The sequence below is a fragment of the Klebsiella ornithinolytica NBRC 105727 = ATCC 31898 genome, assembly GCF_001598295.1.
In the GTDB taxonomy this organism is placed as follows: Bacteria; Pseudomonadota; Gammaproteobacteria; order Enterobacterales; family Enterobacteriaceae; genus Klebsiella; species Klebsiella ornithinolytica.
The window spans coordinates 1-17762 of the sequence record NZ_BCYR01000002.1; the positions used below are offsets into that span (position 1 = coordinate 1).

Consider the following 17762-nt stretch of genomic DNA (forward strand, 5'->3'; position numbering starts at 1 on the left):
CAACCTTCCCTGCGTGGGATGCATAAACGCGATAAGGCACGGGAGAATACTGCCCGACTCTGCTGGCTGCTGGTTCAGCTTCTGGTTGAGGAGACTGACGGACGGTATGGGACGTCTGATAAACCGGCTTCGGATCGGATACTTCGCAAGCTGAAGACACTGGATCAGGCACAGGAATTGCCGTCGGATGGGCTTGGGAGGGGGACGTTTTATGAGGTGCTGAAGATGGGAAGGGAGAAGGAAACGTAGGTGGCCGTAGTTTGTATAAGAGTTAAAATAGGTGGCGTAATTAACCATTTAAATTATCAATATTTATTATCTGTTTGGTATGAGTATTATGATATACCGAGTGATAATTGGATAAATTCATTAAAATCAACACAAGAATACTGTCAACTCAAAAATTCCCCAATCAGCATTAACTCATAGACGCATAAACTTAAAAATCCATTTAACATACAACGCTAATAACTAATCTTGGGCAGTTAATATCAACCGCATATTCTGCTTAAATAACAAACTATAATAATTTACTTTAAACACCATCATATTATATCAAATTAACCCACTTGGTATAACTTTAAGTGGGTTAATTTTAATATCCTACTAGATTTTCATTTAATCCGAAACAAAAAATTTAACATCGACATCATAACTTGATGCCTGCAAAAGCCATGTATCTATAAGTTGATATGCTTGCAATGATTCAGGGGATATTTTCCCTAGCCCAGAAAATTGGGTTTCGAAATGTTTTTTCGAAAAAGCATTACCTATAACAATCCATATTTCTTTTCTAACAGATATCATGGAGCGGCGATGTTTAATTAAGTCAAGAACATCTTCTAATGAATGATTAATATCAAATGTTTTATTGTATAACCGAATGCGGCTATTAAGTTTTATACCATTGTCATTTCCGCTATCACTTGGCCAACATTTTTTCAATCTTGAAAGATTTGCAAACTCAAGGGACGAATTTTGAGAGATCAAGAAATGTATATTCTTTAATGCTTGACTTCCAACTTCTGTTATAGCCCCAGCAGAGGATTCTGGATTTATGGTTTTACCGCATTTTACATGAACATATACTAATTTACTTTTCGAAGAAATTACAAAATCTGCAGGTTCAGTATCCATGTCTGTACATAAGATCATATCGACGTCAGGGATATGTTCATAAAACTCTCCAAGTTCAGAGATCGTCGGATTATTATTTTTCACATTTGATAGATTATCAATCAGACTAAATATTGAATTTACCCCAAATGCAGTTTGTGTTAAATTCGGAATGTCCTTTTCATTTAATGTATCTTTAGAAAGACATTTTAATGGGTAAATCTTATCAAGCATGGCTTGACTTATCTCTCCGCTTTCAGAAGGTAGTTGAAACTTATAAAACATCCCATTCAAAAAAGTCACACCTTTGTTAAATAACAATTTAACTGTATTGGCGTTAAAAACATTTTCAGGTGATATAATGGTCCCATTTACGTATATATTAACCCCATTTACATTAACTTTAAATTCATCACCTTTAAAATTAAAGACTATTTTATTGTTTAAACATGATGAAACATACTGTTTATAATCAGACAATCTAAATATAAATGGCGAGGGTATTTCTTTAAGAATCCTCATGTTGATATCTTCAAATCTAAAAAAAGAAACGCCTCTATTATACATTTTAAATAAAAACGTATTCTGAACCAAAACCCTACAATTAGAATGTTCCAACTCAATGACACCATGTATACCACTAAAGTCAATTACACAGGATATAGGTTCCTCATCCGGAGCTCCGTCAATAGGTTGAGAGAAAGAACTCAAAAAATTACTTCTCAGTTTATTATTGCTATCGAATGTAAATTTAATCTCATCAATCCATGAACAAAAACTATCGTAGTCAAAATTTCGAAACTTTTGATCACTAATCCTACCAGAACCGATTCCTAAATAATATGAGGATGCAATTTTATCATCTATATTTAAATTAGAACCCTTTGCTGTAGTCACAGCATAACTTGAATTTGATTGTGGATGATTTGTACTCTCTAGGTTCTCACCAATGTAGGCGATCCCTTCAGCTTTTAATGAACTTCCCAATAATGCACGAGATGTTGCCTGTGTTGTTCTGGATTTTTCCGTTTGAGAAAATACCTTATAAAGAATATCGGAATTGACCGCTCTACCTAAATTGAGGTCAGTCCTATGATTAAATCGACGACCACTACTATCAAATATAGCAACTAAATTCCCAAGATCTTTTGCTATAACAATTTCTAAGGAAGGTTCAAAGAACAATCTATCAACTAAAAATTTAGAATTATTAAAACAAACAGAAGTTATCACTCCAGTCTCTTTATCATATTTCGACAAAGCTCCCTCTCTAGTAAATTCCCAATAAATTTTATCTATAAAGTCTGCCAAATCAAAATTTGGAAGTTTATTTATAAAGCACACCGATGCTAAAGGTATAACTAGGGATCTTGCAGGTTCGAACTCCGAGAAATTGAATTTCTTTTTATACGAAGATTCAAAATAACTATGTTCAGGGAAAGCATCCAAATAACTTTCTAGCAAAGAAGCTGTATTTAGTGTATTTAAGAATTTTTCAGCTGAAGATTTATCTGATATATAGTCATCAAACTCAATATAGTTATCCCAGAGTCTAATGTTTTTACTATTTCCTAACTCAAATACAATTGGATTATAATCACGAAATACTCTCACAACCCGACCAATTGTTTGAACCAGCTCCTTACCACTACCGACCGAATAAGTAAGAATTAGTATCTTCGCCTGCGGGAGATCTATTCCCTCGTCAAGTTTACGTTGATGAATGTAAACTTCATACTCAAGTTCGTCAATTTTAGCTGGGACATAGTGCAAGTTATCATCTAGAGGTTCATCTTTAAAACGGTCGTGGATTGCAAGTGTTTTAAATGTGTCCTTAAGAAGGGAATAATATTTACAAATATCATCGAAGTTTCGGCACTTTACAATACAAACAACATCTGGATATTTTGCCCTAAAGTCTAATATTTTATGTATCAATTGCTCAGAAGTAATCTCCTCAAATGTTGGTTTAACTATAACCTTATCATTTATAGCTTTCTTATATGTATATATAAAGGTATGTTTCACATCTATATCAAAACTGAAAAGATCGTTTCTATAAGGAGTTGCTGTTATGATTATTTTCTTTGATTCAAACTTTCTAATAACAGAACCCCATTGTGGTGATGGTTCAGCATGACCTTCATCTATAAGTATTAATTTAAAAGAATTTTTAAGTTGATTTACATCCTCTTCCGATAAACTTGTAAGCTTTTGGAATGTTGTACAATAGACACCATCAAGAACATCTAACGAGATACCATTAATAACATTCTTTTTTACTAATGATGGTTCATATTCATCTTGCAAGATTTTCTCAAAAAAACCTCCCTTTAGTTGTCTGTATAATTGATTACATACAGCACGTCTATGACTTACGACCAGTATTTTATCAATTTTACTATAATGAGCCACACAGCATATAACACCACTCTTACCTGAACCAGTAGGTAAACTAATAAGGCAAGCGCCTTTTGATGATTCGTCTAAATAATTTGATATAGTCTTAATACTATCATTTTGACAATCTCGTAACATAGAGACTATTGAATCTGGAACTTCTACGCCCATTTACTATCTCCACAGCTTTTAGATATGTGTGAGTCCGTTACATCTTTCTTAATAAAGCAACACAATATTTTTGACTTAGATCACGTTTTTGTTATAACTTTTTTATGCTAAATTTTATAACATTTTCTAAGTATTCTTGCCAAAACAATATTCTAGCACTTCTCTAAACTTTCATTGTTAGCCGAATTCACATAGCTATCTCTATGCTATGGGTGTCTTAGCGTGAAGCATTAGCCCCTGCCACGAGGCACGTACCTTACGTCATCTGGAGCGAAAATATCGTTCCTCTTCAAAAAAGCAACAAGGGAGAGTTAAATATAAAGTATCAGGTGCTCGCCATTTGCTGCCCAGGGGATAGAATAGTGTGAACAACTATAAGTATTTGTAGTCGTGCGTTGCCATCCGTTAACCTGAACATACATACTCTCGACAAAAAACATATATAATAAATCCATTTGATTTCAATAGATTAATTAAATCTCTACTAGTTCTGATAGCAGAGATTTTTCTTCTCGGACTCTCTATTTTCTATCCGGACTTAACTTTTTCACCCGGACCTATACCTCTCCTCCCCGTTCCGCGCTATAACCGCTCCGACACTCTGTTCCCGTGAGGTGCAATCATGAAAACCCGTGCTGACAGTAACGATGCTTTTCCCGAAAGCGGCAACGTGCGTATGCGGCAGGTGGTCCAGTTTCTGGCGATGAGCGAATCGTCGGTTTACCGCCTGATTAAAGACACCGACTTTCCCCGCCCCGTCCACCTCTCTTCCCGACTGGTGGTTTTCGATGCCGCTGAAATCCGCCAGTGGCAGCAGCGCCGCGCTGCCATCCGTTAATCCATGCTCAGGGATGAGCCGACCGATACCCCATCATGAAACGTGCCCCCTTCCTCAACAAGCAGTCTCCCGACCGCACGCTCGAAGTGGTGATCCTTGCCGGAAGCCTGGCATGGGAGACCTCACGCATGTGGCGAAAAGATCCCGACCGGGAAGATGATATTCCCCCGGTGGTACTCGGCCCGGATGAACTGGCCGATCTGGACAACCTGACCATAATCAGGCCCGACACGCTCTACGTCCGGGTACTCCGCACCGGCGATATCCGCGAAGAGGAGTTGCTGCAAATCACCGTAAAACTGGCGCACGCAGGTGTGCAGATGGCCCGGCTGATGACTCCTGACGGTGAGTTGCTGGAGAACTGGACCGGGCAGCTTGAACGCCTGCGGCAGGAAAGGCCCTCCGACATCCTGCCGGCTCACTTCCGCCTCGATGAAGAGGCGCTGTGGTTTGATAAGCTCACCGAACGCCGCGACGGTGAAAGCGACGTCCAGCCCCAGCGCATCTGTTCCCCGCTGCGCGTCACCGCCATCACCTGCGACAGCCATGACGGCAGCTATGGCCGCCTGCTGGAATGGCACACCACCACCGGGCAGTTGCGGCGCTGGGCTATGCCGATGGCAATGCTCAGCGGCAACGGCGAGGAGCTGCGGCGCATCCTGCTGGAGAACGGCCTGACCTATATCTCCACCCGCCCCGCCCTGCGCAGCCTGCTGTGCGAGTACATCTCGCGGTCACTCCCCGGACGCCGGGTCACCTGCGTGGAGAAAACCGGCTGGCACAACGGCGTGTATGTGCTGCCGGATGAAGTTATCGGTCCCGGTGGCGAAAATGTCATTCTTCAGGGCAGCCACTACCTGACTGGCGGCTTTGCACAGTCCGGTACGCTGGCGGAATGGCAGGAGCAGGTCACCGCACTCTGTGCAGGCAATTCACGGCTGATCTTTGCCGTCTGCTGTGCGCTGGCCGCCCCGCTGCTGCGCCTGACAGGAACGGGCGGCGGAGGCTTTCATCTGCGCGGTGAGTCCACTGACGGTAAGACCACGGTGATGAAAGTGGCCGCTTCCGTCTGTGGCGGGACGGATTACTGGCACTCCTGGCGGGCCACCGGGAATGCGCTGGAAGGAATTGCCAGCCGCCACAACGATGCCCTGCTGCCGCTCGATGAACTGCGCGAAGTGGACCCGCGTGAAGCCGGGATGATTGCCTATATGCTGGCGAACGGCCAGGGCAAGGGGCGTGCCCGCACCGATGGCGAAGTGCGTAACCGCAGGCACTGGACGCTGCTGCTGTTCTCCACCGGGGAGCTGTCGCTGGCGGAACATACCGAACGCGCCGGCGAGCGCCTCTACGCCGGAATGGACGTGCGCATGGTACAAATCCCCAGCGACACCGGGCAGCATGGCGCATTTGAGCAGCTACACGGCTTTGCCAGCGACCAGCAATTTGCCGATGCCCTCTGCGACCGGGTGGCCCGCTTCCACGGCACCGCCTTTCGTGCCTGGCTGGCCTTCCTCACCAGCGACCTGGACGCCAGCACCATGCTGGCAAGAGAGTTGCTTCGCCGCTACCAGACCGCCCTGATGCCGGAGAATGCCGGAAACCATCAGAAAGGGATAAAAGAGGAAATCGCGTTCGGCGGGAGGCCATCATATGAGTATCTTCGAGGCGCATTTTCGCAGGCTGCACGCCCGCTACGGTGCAGGTCAGACGCACGAATTACAGATGCAGGAGATCGCCGCCATCTTCGGCTGTTCAGTGCGTAATTGCCGGATTGCGCTGAAGAAGATGCATCAGGAAAAATGGCTCGACTGGCAGCCGCAGCGCGGACGCGGCAAGCGCTCACGGCTCCATCTGTTAACCTCGCCGGAAAAACTGTTCAGCCAGAACGTCAATAAACTGCTGGAGAAGCAGGATTACGGCAACGTGCTGCGGTTTATCGGCAACGACAAGTATCTGCTGGATCGCCTGAGCCTGTGGCGCTTTGGGGTACAGGATAAAAGCAGCGAAACGCGGGTGCGCATCCCCTACTACCGCAATCTGGATCCGCTTAATCCGCTCGTCCCCCTGCGACGAACCGAACGCCACCTCCTGCGCCAGTGCCTGAGCGGGCTGACGCGCTATGATGCAGTGCAGGGCAGGATCGTCCCCGATATCGCCCACTACTGGACCCACAACGACGACTTTACCCGCTGGGAGTTCTGGCTGAAATCCACCGCCCGCTTTGCCGATGGCAGCGAACTGGATGCCAGCGCCGTTCAGCGCTGCCTGCTCGCCGCCAGCCAGAGCCCGCAGTTCACCCCACTTTTCAGCCCAATCAAAACCATCACCGCTGACGCCCCCTGGCATCTGGTGATTGAAACGCACCATCCGGTCAGACGGCTCGACTGCCTGCTCGCCACCCAGCCAACGATGCTGTTTGATTACCAGCATGGACACATCCGCTGTACCGGCGCTTTCCACCTGCAGGAGCACAGCGACAACTTTATGGTTTTGCGGCGCAATCAACACTGGCACCAGGCGCGGCCCGGACTGGATGAGATCACCATTTTCACCTGGGCGCCGGAGCATATCAGCATGAGCTTTATTCCCCTGCTGCGGGGCGAAGAGGCGCAGGATGATCGCCCGCTCAACGAGCGTAGTCTGGAGCAGGGCTGCTGCTTTGTGCTGCTCGACGGTGACGGTGCCTTTGCAGATGAGGCCGGAAGACGGTTTATCAATTACCTGCTGCAACCTGTCGAACTCCTCAGCCAGACGCAGCTTCCCGATGAATATGCGCGCATTCTCTCCGTGGCTCAGGGCATGCTGCCGCAGTGTAACCACCGCCCGGTGGATTTTAGCGGGGTCACCGCGCCGTTTAACCTGCGTCAGCCGGTTATCATCAGCACCTTTCAGCAACCGGAACTGGTGGAGCTTGCCGGAGCGATTCGCCGCCTGCTTGAGCGCTGGCATATTCGCGCCGAAATACGGATCGACGCATTTGACCGCTTTAACGGCCAGCCGCGGCCCCCTGCGGATATCTGGCTCAGTAACTTTATGCTCGATACCCTTTCGGTTCCGGCGTTTCTGGAATGGCTGGCGTCCACCACGCTGTTAACGCGTCTGCCTGAAGCCCAGCGACAAAACCTGAACGCCCTGTTGCCGACGATTCTGAACAGCGACGATGAACAGGTGTTCGCCACCATTGCCGCCTTTTTCCATGAGATGACCCATCAGCGATATGTCATTCCTTTGCTGCATCACTGGATGGAATTTGCGACCGAGAAGTCATTTACCTGGCGGGATTTAAATACGCTGGGATGGCCGGATTTTAGCCAACTTTGGCTCGAATAATGCACGCCCGCAAAAGCTCGCTAAAGGGCCTTTAAAGGCCTTTAAGGGTAAGGGAGAGAAGTGCGGGATTTGGGGTGGAGGAACGTTTGGTCATCTGCATTGGCAACGTCCTTACGACGGAGCCTATTCAAAGACCGCTGTACTGACGCCCCAAGATGACTTTACCGCCGGCTCCGATTGCTGAACAGGTCAATGCCATCGAAGATATCGGCACGAGCCAGATCCTGGGTTTTGTAGGCCCGTTCTCTGATGCACTACTTTTTCAGCGAACTGAAGCAAGGTCGTAGAAGTAAAACAGTACCGCTGGCAACTGGGCATTTTCTCGCTTTAGCGGAGGTCGCCACTATGCTTAGATTCAGCTTATGACGTCAGCCGATAGTGCGACTGCACCAGACCCGAAGGGAAGCTGCGGCTGGATAATAGCGTCAAATCGATATCATGGGGCAGTACTCCAAACAGCGGTTTTCCCGAACCGAGCAGAACAGGAACAGTTGTGATAACGATATCGGCAACCAGACCTTCGCGCAGGAACGACTGTATTAACTGCCCACCATCGATATAGACCCGGTGCACGTTCTTCTCCATCAGGTCAGCAAGAGCCTCCCTTGGCGTGCGGCATGAAAACTGCACTTTACCCTTCAGCGCCTTGGGCACGGGGGTATCGGTTAGCTGCCGGGAAAGCACCAGCACGGGCCGATCATAAGGCCATTCGTCAAAAGTCAGCACCTTCTCATAACTGCCTCGCCCCATAATGATCCAATCTTTGTCCGCGATGAATGCGGCATAGCCATGGTCTTCTGTCGGGTCATCGCGCTTCAACAGCCAGTCGATATCGCCATCCTGTCGAGCGATATAACCATCAAGACTGACCGCGATGAAAACATGTGTGGTAATCATCAAGTGCTCCGTATTCAGGTTGCATATATCTCGTTGAGTTTAGCAATGTCTGCTCCAGGCACGAATCGGGCAAGTTATCTAAGCGGAAGGCCCGCTATCAGCGAGGAGCGGTCGATCTCATTCGTTTATGGGCTTTAGTAACACTCTGAGTGTTTATTCATAGGGAACAGGTTAGTATTCCGTCCTCTATTTAACGGATATCAGTTCCTTACACCATAAAATCTATGAGCATCTTTCTCTAGATAATTGTATAATAGAGCCCAAATTCTTGATGAGGGTGTTAATCGATATGAAAACAAGCGAAATATTGAAAGCATCTAATATAAATGAGCTAAGAGCATACGGCTCGTACCTTGAGCTAAAGAATATCTTTGAAAAAGAGCTTGGCAACAAGATTGAGGTTAAAGGGTGGAATTCTTTTTTCAGTAAAATACAAAACCTCAAAATCATTATCCCTTCTAATAAGAAGGCATTAGAGTCTGCCTATAATAAAACGAGCCTCAAAGAATCAAAAAAAGAAATTTCAACAATTCTTACAATAAAAATTAAAGCAAAAAACCAGACTGAGTTAAAGAAAAAGGTTGATTCATTTATTTTTGTTTTTTGTTCAAGTATTTTTGATCCGTATACATATTATGAGAGAACAAAATTAAAGAAATTTAAAGACAGCTCAAAACTTGAAGGTATTAATATTGATATATTAGATGAGAAATCATCTCTGGAAAATGTATTAAAAAAATACAAAAGGTAATTATCATGGACAAATATGATGCAAGCAACGATCATTATTGTTATCGAGGTACAGTCACACTGAAAAACAAGCTCGACATTATAGATATGGAGATGCTTGAAAGAGCAGAAAGAGATATTACTGCTATAACAGCGCGAAGAATAGTATTTAATCGACCACCATATGACCTAGAATATATGCAACACCTTCACCTTCAACTTTTTTCAGAGTTATATGAATGGGCAGGGGAACTGCGTAGCGTAGATATTTCAAAAGGAGGCACACGATTTTGTAACACAGGAAGGATAACTGCTGAAGCTAATAAATTATTCACTCAATTAGAGAATGATAATTGGCTGTCAAATCTTTCTAAAGATGAGTTCTGCGACAAAGTTGCTGAATATTACTGCGAATTTAATATGATACACCCTTTCCGAGAGGGTAACGGAAGAGTTCAAAGATTGTTATTTGAGCATCTATCTTTAGCAGCCGGTTACGATCTTGATTGGGGAGATATAGATCAAAATGAATGGGTTCAAGCTAATATAGACGGTGTTTATGTAAACTATGGACCAATGGCTGAGATATTTAGGCGCATAGTTACAGTTTGTGCATGAGATGCCCTCCCCTTAAGGAATGACCAAGGTGTATTTAAAAGGTGGGTGCAATTAAAGGAAAATAGATGCGCCCTTTATTTTTACGAATAATTTTTGATAAACAAAAAGTAATAGCCTTAAGCAAACAATAAAAAGTGTAACTGCATTACAGTAACCTTTCCAAGACTTAACTATGAAATCTAAAAATGAAATAGCAATTTTCAAAGAAATAAGATTATGAAACAAACGGTGCAGATTTTAGCACTAAGCTCCGCTTTTAGCACAGGCTGTGTGAAAACGTTAGCGATAGCAGAAATTGTGTAGAACAGAGCCGAAAAAGGCGCGCCTACTTAGCATTTGAAACAGTTGACCAGTCGGTCGACTCCTGATTTTGCATAACCTCACGCACTTCGGTTTTTAGGTAGAGTTTTCACACAGCCAGGGCACGAAGCGGACCTAAAGCAAGGCGGTGATGTCCGCTGTGAGCGAGTAGCGGAAGTTCACAATTGGTTTCACCACCGAGGGTACATCACTCACATGGTTGAACACTGGTCAACAGGCCGCCGATCATAGGTATTTTTCCTTAGTATGCTCTTTTTGGAGAGCTACTCATTTTATTTTTATTTCATCATAGCTCTTGTGATTTAATGGTATGAAGTGATGTCATATGCTATATCGAATTTTAACTCACTGATTATCTTCATTCAAAATGAGGCTCTATGGGAACAGAAATTTCACTTAAGGTGTCTGGTTCAACGCTGGTCTGGAGTAAAAATAGTCTGGGCATTGATCATGGCTCCCTGTTTCAGTCAACCGACCATATTATGATCCCGCAGTATGATCGGTATGGTATGGAAGAAACTGATGAGATAGATGATGAAAGACGTCTTCAGTGGACAGTACTCCGTAAGCCTCTTTCAGAAGTAGCCAAGCGGGCTGAGTTACTGGGGTTTACACTTGATGCTATTCGAGCTGAATATCAAAATATTGTAAATAATGAAGCTCAAGAAAGAAAGGGGATGATGGAATCATTTCCAGACGAGTATGAACCTATAGAGAATTTATTTAGTTTTGATGATTTTTTGATATTTATTAAGCAATATAGCCTCAAAGATCTTAAGGATAACCATATTGAATATGATTATTCTAATCGTTCACAAATTCAGGACTTTATAAAAATAAAATTCACAGAAACCACATTGAAAAGAATTCCTTGTTACGATCCTAATGAAAACTTCTTCTGGTCTGAAAAGTCTGCATTCATTAGTATTGTAAATTTCATGAATCCTTACTCAGTAATCAGGATCCTGAGTGAAAACGAAAACAACAACACTGAGTATGTAGAATGGGACTATGGAGAGATAGTTGCTAACGGATGGGTCAATATTAATGAAATAAAAACCGAGATCAGACGTGAAGATTCATTTCTTATCGCTACTGAAGGCTACTCAGACTCACATATATTGCAAAAGGCTTTCCGACTACTCAAGCCCTGCGTTGCAGACTTCTTTCGTTTCATCGACGTGACTTCTGGCCATCCCTTTCCCGGCACTGGAGGGTTATCAAAGTTTGCTGAAGGATTGGTAAAAATTGATATTCAGAATCAGATTGTGTTTCTTTTTGATAATGACTGTGAAGGTGTTGAAGGCTTTAACAAAATAATGAAGATGAGACTGCCTCACAACATGAGTTGTATGTGCCTTCCAGATCTTCAAGACTTTGAAAGTTTCCCATCACGTGGTCCTGATGGCCTTACGCTCGCTAATATTAATAAAACGGCGGCTGCTATCGAGTGTTATCTTGATCTGAGTTACAGTGAATATGATAATCACTCAATAAGATGGACTAACTATAAAAAAGAAACTGGGCTGTATCATGGTGCGCTTGAATTCAAAGAGTATTATGCTAACCGGTTTCTTGCTATGTCGGATTCGAATCTTCTTGAAAGTGGATATGATATCAGTAAACTTGAAGTTTTACTTGAAGCAATTATTGAGACCTGCTCGAAAGTGGCTGGTGAAATACGGATTTCAGAAATTAACAACCATTACCCGAACTTATGGACTGAAGAAAGAATTTGATTTAAAAGAGAGTGGTTTATTTTATTTTTTATGATTTCCGTCCGGCAAGTAATTAATATTGCCGGACAGAAATGGTATTAACTGATCCTGCACTACTTAGGTTTTAACTAACGAAGTTTTGTGCGCAAACATTATGCAATTCTAAAAACTCAGTAAGAGATTACTTTTTATTGCGCTTCATCTGAATGCAAGTAAATATCATTCAGATCATCTTTATACATTTCGCTAGTTGGATTGTAACATAGATCATTAATATATAGTCCATTTAATATATCAAATTTCTTGATGAGGTAAATAAAGTCCGGCTTGCAGTAACTACTTGACATATTTAGGAAAATCATGACCAATTCATAACGAGATAACTGAGCTCTAAATATTTTTGCATATTTATCTCCATAAATAGACTCATTAGCATGAGAAAGTATGTAATAAATATTTCTAATATATGAGCCTGATACATGCCCTAATTCGTCATAAAACCCATTGAACGTATCTCTTAAAACTTTGACTCTCTCGTCAGCACTCATATCTCTTACCAGATCACGTCCTACTTCAATTAATGTGTATTTACCATGATCTTTAATATTCCCTCTCTTTAAGTTTATATCATTGAGAATTGACTGCTTATTATCAAATTTTTTTAGATATTGTGAAAGCCGTAATTTTATCTCTTCAATAGTCAAGTTATCATCTAAAGTAAAAAAATACTTTATAAAATTATGGTATATATATGCTGGCAAGTTTTGTTGATTTTTTACAATACCATTCAATGCTATGGAAATGCACCTGGATTCATATATTTCATTGTATTTTTCACAGAGGTGTTTAAAGGCATCAGTCTCCCCAGTGGTCTCAGAATATATTTTTGTAACTTTAGAAGCATGAAAGTTAAGTAGATTAAAGAAAGTACTCTCTTGACTTTGTATTTCAAATTGTTTTTTTGTCAAACTAATTGATTTGAGTAGTCCGATAAATGCCATAACACTTACTAATGGACCGGTGACACCACCAAAATATGAACCGAATTCTCCCCACTTTGTATGATTGTTAGATAGAGGTGAATGGAATTCAAATAAATAAAGACCAAATGACGCAATCATGATCAGAATAGTCCCACACAAAAGCCAGTTTACTTTATCTTTATTACCTGTTTTTTTATCCGAATTAGTTTCTGCCTTATCTGTGTTTTCTTTTTTGCTTAGCATCTATCTATTCCTAATAGCATTGCTTAGGTTTTAATTTTTAGACCTACGTCTATAGGCATGTATTATAACAAGTAATTGTTGACAACATCATGTGATTTTTACTGTGGTTTTCACAACGCGGGAACCATTCTTCAACTCAATGCGATATGTGTTACGTCCGCTCCTGGCTCTAAGCGGACAGCTAGCGGGATCACTCAGGCCGTTATAAGCAAGAAGCGAACATAGTTTTCATCTCTACTTTTTATAGTGACGCTGACTGGATGCAGGGTGTCGCAGGAGGGATACTTCGGGGCGTATTGGACGTCACAGCAGATCCCCTCCGCAGTTCGGGCACTGGCCATTAAGTCGTTGGGTCACGCAATCGACGCAAAATGTGCATTCGAATGAACAGATGTATCCCTCTTTTGATTCAGGTGGAAGATCTTTATCACAGCATTCGCAATTAGGACGGAGTTCAAGCATGGTGCTCTCTTATTGTTAAAGGGACATCATTAGATATATCAAAGGCAAACTACCTGTATCGCCTTCAGTTGTTAGTGTGTATTAGGTGAGCATGGTCTACAGTCAGGAAAAATCAAGAGAGCGAACTATTCGAAAGAAACGTTAACTTCAGGAAACGAACGACTAGCATTTATCTTCCACCAAAGCCTCAACCAACACGCAAAACCCAGCCCTCAACAATCAGCTTAAAAATCAATAAGATGCAAAAACCTCTTCCATATCAACATCATCGCCACTCTTTTTGCGCCTTCCCTTCCCCGCAAAAAATCAAAATCCCCAACAAACTCAACTACCTCCCCTACCAATTACAAGGACGCCAGCCCAAAATTCTCCATCGGTGATTACCAGAGTCATCCGATGAAGTCCTGAGAGCCCGCACGGCGCAAGCCCTGCGGGCTTTTTTGTGCCTTGAATTTGTCCCGCGAAGTCCGAAGAGAACTCATTAAATCCGAACCTTTTAGGCACCTCATAAAGCTTTCTTGTTTTTGAGGTATGAACCGCCACAGACAACGAACTGGTCGAGCCATTTAATGGTAGCCTTCGCGATGAATGTCTGAATGTACACTGGTTCCTGTCCCCGAAGATGCTCAAGAGAGGAGAGACTGCTGGCAACATGAATATAACCAACAACGCCCCTGTTCATCATAAAATAACCAGACACCAGAGGAAGTTATCCGGAGTCTGCAAAAAGATCCGGATCTCTGATGTAGCACTGAACTGATTTTGGGCCAGGGTCATAAAGCGGGTGATAACATTTTGCTTTGTCTTGGTTCAGTTTACAGGGATGAAACGGCATTTGATGAAGCTTCGCGTTCCATACCGGGGCGCAAAAACGCTCAGCGGTATCTGGACCCTGACGCGGGAATACATCAATGCATCGGCCAAATACTGGAGCGGTTTCAGGCTGAAAACCTGGTCATTACGTGGAGCCGCAGAGTCATTACTTCTCTGCACGGGGATGCCAAATGGTCTAAAAGAAGCCTGACTATGCGAAAGCTGGATGCGTTACCCATGCAAATTAATGAAATAACTGGCTGATAAACCTCATTTCATTAAGTGAGCTTTGATCATTTTCGGCTTTAGCAGCCATGACGGTTCACAGGATAATTTCAGAAACCGTGCGCAGATATTCCGCTACTCTTACCATAGGTAATTGATTAAAAAAAGTTCGTTCGGTGACTTACCTCGCGACTCTCATATCAGCCCGACAATCGCCTCCTCCTCATTATGTGATCCCTTTCATAAAATATACAAAGCAAACTATATGATCAAAAATAACGCTTTATAAGCCGCTTAAAAAAGATGTAATGTGTTTTTAACGAGCTAAATAAGCATTTTTTCGATTAATTAGTTTAGTTTACAAACTAAAGGAATGGCACTTTGAAGCTGAATGTTCCCAACACCTTAAGGCAGATGAATGCCTCCGTAGTCCTCAACGTCATCCGTGAGAACTCCCCCCTTTCTCGCGCCCAGATAGCCAAGGTTACTGGCATCACTAAAGCAACGATTTCTGAAATCGTGAGCGATCTGCTGGAAGAGAAAATTATCTATGAGAGCGGCGTCAGCGAAGACGCCGGCCTGGGGCGCAAAGGTATTCTGGTTAACTTTGATCCCAACCATGGGCTCGGTATCGGCATTGATTTAGGTGGAACTAAAATCACCTTCTCACTCTTTAATCTCAATGCGGAGCTGCTGGCGCAGCATCAGGAGTCGACCTATGACGTCACAACCCGTCGGGAATTTCTCGATCTGTTCAGCGCCAGTATTGAGTCATTTATTGAACAGAATCATATACCTCGTGACAAGCTAAAAGTGATCGGCATCGCCACACCGGGCATCGTTGATTATCGCAGCGGAACGGTTCTGGAAGGTTCCCCTAACCTGCCTGAGTGGGACAACATTCCGCTTGCCGATGAATTAAACGCGCGCCTGAATATCAGAGTGGTGCTGGAAAACGATATTCGCGCAGCGCTGATCGGCGAAATGTGGAAAGGAAAATGTCGCCACGTTCATAGCGCCGCGCTTATTGGTATTGGCACCGGGCTGGGCTCGGCGCTGCTGATGGATGGAAAAATTATCCGGGGCATCAATAATGCTGCCGGTGAAATTGGCTATATGCTCTTCGAACGCAACCATCTGACTCAGAACTGGAAAAATAAGGGCTGCTTCGAAAATTACTGCTCCGGCTCCGGGCTCAAAGAGAGAATGTCCGCGCTAAGCGGCCAAAGCATGAACGCCCATGAAATACTTATCGCCGCCGCCCAGGGTGAAACACTACCCGCTATGTTGCTGGAGGAGATGGCGGACTACTTAACCATCGGCATTCTCAACATGGTGACAATAGCCAACCTTGAGAAAGTCATTCTTACGGGTGGCGTCTCGCAATCCGCTGAACTCTTCATGCCAAGAGTACAGGCCAATCTCGACAGGCATCTGTTTGCCAATACCCGTGTATCCGTCGAACTTTCTGAATTAAAAGAAAAAGCACCGCTATACGGAATGGCTATGCTGGCGCTCCATGCGGTCTACCCATCGATTCAATTTATGCCGGACACACAGCTTATCTAAATACCACCAGCAGCCAGAACAATAAGGAGCCGAAAATGGCCGGGATCCATCTACACCCACACGATATCCTTGATGAAGGCGTCGACTCAATACTTGAACGTATTACTAAAATGAACGGCGTCGATCGCCTCTTTGTTGAGGTCAACACGATTTTTGAACGCAACCCTTACCCCACGGGCCGCCTGCCGCACAATCCGAAACATGAATTTGTGCAAGGCACCGCCACGCTGCATGTCAAACTCGATTTGCCCCCACAGCGGCTGAATCAGCGCGTTGATCCCACTATTGTTGCGGAGTCCGATCCTCTGCGGGATCTGAAGCAGGCAACCGATAGCGGTCCTTATAAAGTGATCCCCTGGGTTAATATTCTCAACGGCGATTTTGCCGGACAGATCGAAAACAATCAGGTGATCGATTTTCGCGGCACCCCGGTTGAACACTGGCTATGTCCTAATGGCCCGGACGTTATTGAACTCTGGATAGCGACTTTCAGCGCTATCAAGGCACAGTATGGTTATTCGACTTTCCTGATTGACCGCATCCGCTATCCCGACTGGGCGGGTAAGAGCGTCAGCCCCAGAGGATTATTCACCTGTTTCTGTCCGCACTGTCAGAGCGAAATGACCCGGACAGGCATCAATGTCGAGGCGGTACGCCAACGTCTGGAAACCCTGGCGGCTCACATGCGCTCCGGCGAGTACGAGGCGACGGTCGATGCCTTATTAAATGACGAGCTCCTGCAGCGCTGGATGGCGTTTCGCCAGCATAGCGTCTCTCGCTTTGTACAGAACCTGCTGGCCGGAATCAGCGACAGGGAAGCCGGGGAAAGCGAACTTTGGCTCGATCTCTGGCCACCAGCCTATTCCTGGATCTTAGGTCAGGACTATCAGTCACTGACTCGTTCCTCTAAGGTCCTGAAACACTTCCCCTACCATAAGCTCGGCGGCGGCGCGGACGTTCAGGGACTCATTGAATATTTCGCCAACGATGACGCCCAGCGTGAAAGCGCCTTTCGCGCCTTTATGCGCCTGTTCAACCTGCCCTACGACATCACATATCAACAGTTCAAAGCAGAAGGTTTCCCGATTGAATTTGTAAAACAGCAAAACAATCTGGTGCGTGAAAAATCGCAGCCGGGCACCTTCATTTACAGCGGAATTCAGATGTGGAACCTGCCTCCGGCAGCGCTCCTGGAAGCGATTAATGCAGCAGAACAGAGCGACTGCGACGATCTGCTCTATTACTGCTACGGCTGGGCGGAGCAGTCGCTTTTCGACGCCGCAGGCAACCATTACCAAAAGCCCATTTGCTAATACAGGGGAAATT

The 17762-nt window shown here is 44.2% G+C and carries 10 protein-coding genes and 4 pseudogenes; 10 read left to right on the forward strand and 4 right to left on the reverse strand.

Going from position 1 to position 17762, the window contains the following annotated elements; genetic code table 11:
* Positions 1-249, forward strand: a pseudogene (locus ROR01S_RS04000) (hypothetical protein); the annotation flags it as partial.
* A 369-nt stretch (positions 250-618) separates the two neighbouring features.
* Here ROR01S_RS04000 and ROR01S_RS04005 read toward each other — a convergent pair.
* Positions 619-3687 carry a DEAD/DEAH box helicase gene (locus tag ROR01S_RS04005; protein WP_064359132.1) on the reverse strand — a complete coding sequence of 1023 codons (3069 nt, stop codon included), beginning with the start codon at positions 3685-3687 and terminating at the stop codon, positions 619-621.
* A 622-nt stretch (positions 3688-4309) separates the two neighbouring features.
* On the opposite strand from ROR01S_RS04005, the gene ROR01S_RS04010 reads away from it, so the two are divergent.
* The 3 genes and pseudogenes from ROR01S_RS04010 (at position 4310) to ROR01S_RS04020 (ending at position 7858) form a co-directional block, all read left to right on the forward strand.
* Positions 4310-4525 carry an AlpA family transcriptional regulator gene (locus tag ROR01S_RS04010; protein WP_047038894.1) on the forward strand — a complete coding sequence of 72 codons (216 nt, stop codon included), beginning with the start codon at positions 4310-4312 and terminating at the stop codon, positions 4523-4525.
* Between the two features lie 35 nt (positions 4526-4560).
* Positions 4561-6159 (forward strand): annotated as a pseudogene (locus tag ROR01S_RS04015) (DUF927 domain-containing protein); the annotation flags it as partial.
* 19 nt (positions 6160-6178) lie between these two features.
* The gene (locus ROR01S_RS04020) at positions 6179-7858 is read left to right on the forward strand and encodes an SgrR family transcriptional regulator (RefSeq protein WP_064359133.1); all 1680 of its coding nucleotides are present in this window, start codon (positions 6179-6181) and stop codon (positions 7856-7858) included.
* Between the two features lie 360 nt (positions 7859-8218).
* Here the strand turns inward: ROR01S_RS04020 and ROR01S_RS04025 are convergent, their stop codons facing one another.
* Positions 8219-8755 carry a dihydrofolate reductase family protein gene (locus tag ROR01S_RS04025; protein ID WP_064359134.1) on the reverse strand — a complete coding sequence of 179 codons (537 nt, stop codon included), beginning with the start codon at positions 8753-8755 and terminating at the stop codon, positions 8219-8221.
* A 289-nt stretch (positions 8756-9044) separates the two neighbouring features.
* On the opposite strand from ROR01S_RS04025, the gene ROR01S_RS04030 reads away from it, so the two are divergent.
* The 3 genes from ROR01S_RS04030 (at position 9045) to ROR01S_RS04040 (ending at position 12162) form a co-directional block, all read left to right on the forward strand.
* Positions 9045-9506 carry a hypothetical protein gene (locus ROR01S_RS04030; RefSeq protein WP_064359135.1) on the forward strand — a complete coding sequence of 154 codons (462 nt, stop codon included), beginning with the start codon at positions 9045-9047 and terminating at the stop codon, positions 9504-9506.
* A 5-nt stretch (positions 9507-9511) separates the two neighbouring features.
* Complete coding sequence (locus ROR01S_RS04035) at positions 9512-10102, forward strand: putative adenosine monophosphate-protein transferase Fic (protein ID WP_081213129.1); 591 nt, start codon at positions 9512-9514, stop codon at positions 10100-10102.
* Positions 10103-10800: 698 nt separating this feature from the next.
* The gene (locus tag ROR01S_RS04040) at positions 10801-12162 is read left to right on the forward strand and encodes a HEPN/Toprim-associated domain-containing protein (RefSeq protein WP_064359137.1); all 1362 of its coding nucleotides are present in this window, start codon (positions 10801-10803) and stop codon (positions 12160-12162) included.
* A gap of 167 nt (positions 12163-12329) precedes the next feature.
* Here the strand turns inward: ROR01S_RS04040 and ROR01S_RS04045 are convergent, their stop codons facing one another.
* Positions 12330-13367: a putative phage abortive infection protein gene (locus ROR01S_RS04045; protein ID WP_064359138.1), complete on the reverse strand. Its 1038-nt coding sequence runs from the start codon at positions 13365-13367 to the stop codon at positions 12330-12332.
* Between the two features lie 234 nt (positions 13368-13601).
* A pseudogene (locus ROR01S_RS25765) lies at positions 13602-13829 on the reverse strand (DUF1272 domain-containing protein).
* Positions 13830-14370: 541 nt separating this feature from the next.
* On the opposite strand from ROR01S_RS25765, the pseudogene ROR01S_RS27445 reads away from it, so the two are divergent.
* The 3 genes and pseudogenes from ROR01S_RS27445 to ROR01S_RS04065 form a co-directional block, all read left to right on the forward strand.
* A pseudogene (locus tag ROR01S_RS27445) lies at positions 14371-14516 on the forward strand (integrase core domain-containing protein); the annotation flags it as partial.
* Positions 14517-15248: 732 nt separating this feature from the next.
* Positions 15249-16436, forward strand: coding sequence for an ROK family transcriptional regulator (locus ROR01S_RS04060; protein ID WP_004866608.1), 1188 nt, complete (start codon positions 15249-15251; stop codon positions 16434-16436).
* 35 nt (positions 16437-16471) lie between these two features.
* Positions 16472-17749 (forward strand): hypothetical protein, encoded by a 1278-nt coding sequence (locus ROR01S_RS04065; RefSeq protein WP_044350566.1) that lies wholly within the window; start codon positions 16472-16474, stop codon positions 17747-17749.
* Positions 17750-17762: the final 13 nt, after the last annotated feature.

What these genes read in the sequence shown, in the direction of transcription:
- ROR01S_RS04005 (WP_064359132.1), bottom strand. Translation starts at nt 3,687, where the DNA reads ATGGGCGTAGAAGTTCCAGATTCAATAGTCTCTATGTTACGAGATTGT.
- ROR01S_RS04010 (WP_047038894.1), top strand. Translation starts at nt 4,310, where the DNA reads ATGAAAACCCGTGCTGACAGTAACGATGCTTTTCCCGAAAGCGGCAAC.
- ROR01S_RS04020 (WP_064359133.1), top strand. Translation starts at nt 6,179, where the DNA reads ATGAGTATCTTCGAGGCGCATTTTCGCAGGCTGCACGCCCGCTACGGT.
- ROR01S_RS04025 (WP_064359134.1), bottom strand. Translation starts at nt 8,755, where the DNA reads ATGATTACCACACATGTTTTCATCGCGGTCAGTCTTGATGGTTATATC.
- ROR01S_RS04030 (WP_064359135.1), top strand. Translation starts at nt 9,045, where the DNA reads ATGAAAACAAGCGAAATATTGAAAGCATCTAATATAAATGAGCTAAGA.
- ROR01S_RS04035 (WP_081213129.1), top strand. Translation starts at nt 9,512, where the DNA reads ATGGACAAATATGATGCAAGCAACGATCATTATTGTTATCGAGGTACA.
- ROR01S_RS04040 (WP_064359137.1), top strand. Translation starts at nt 10,801, where the DNA reads ATGGGAACAGAAATTTCACTTAAGGTGTCTGGTTCAACGCTGGTCTGG.
- ROR01S_RS04045 (WP_064359138.1), bottom strand. Translation starts at nt 13,367, where the DNA reads ATGCTAAGCAAAAAAGAAAACACAGATAAGGCAGAAACTAATTCGGAT.
- ROR01S_RS04065 (WP_044350566.1), top strand. Translation starts at nt 16,472, where the DNA reads ATGGCCGGGATCCATCTACACCCACACGATATCCTTGATGAAGGCGTC.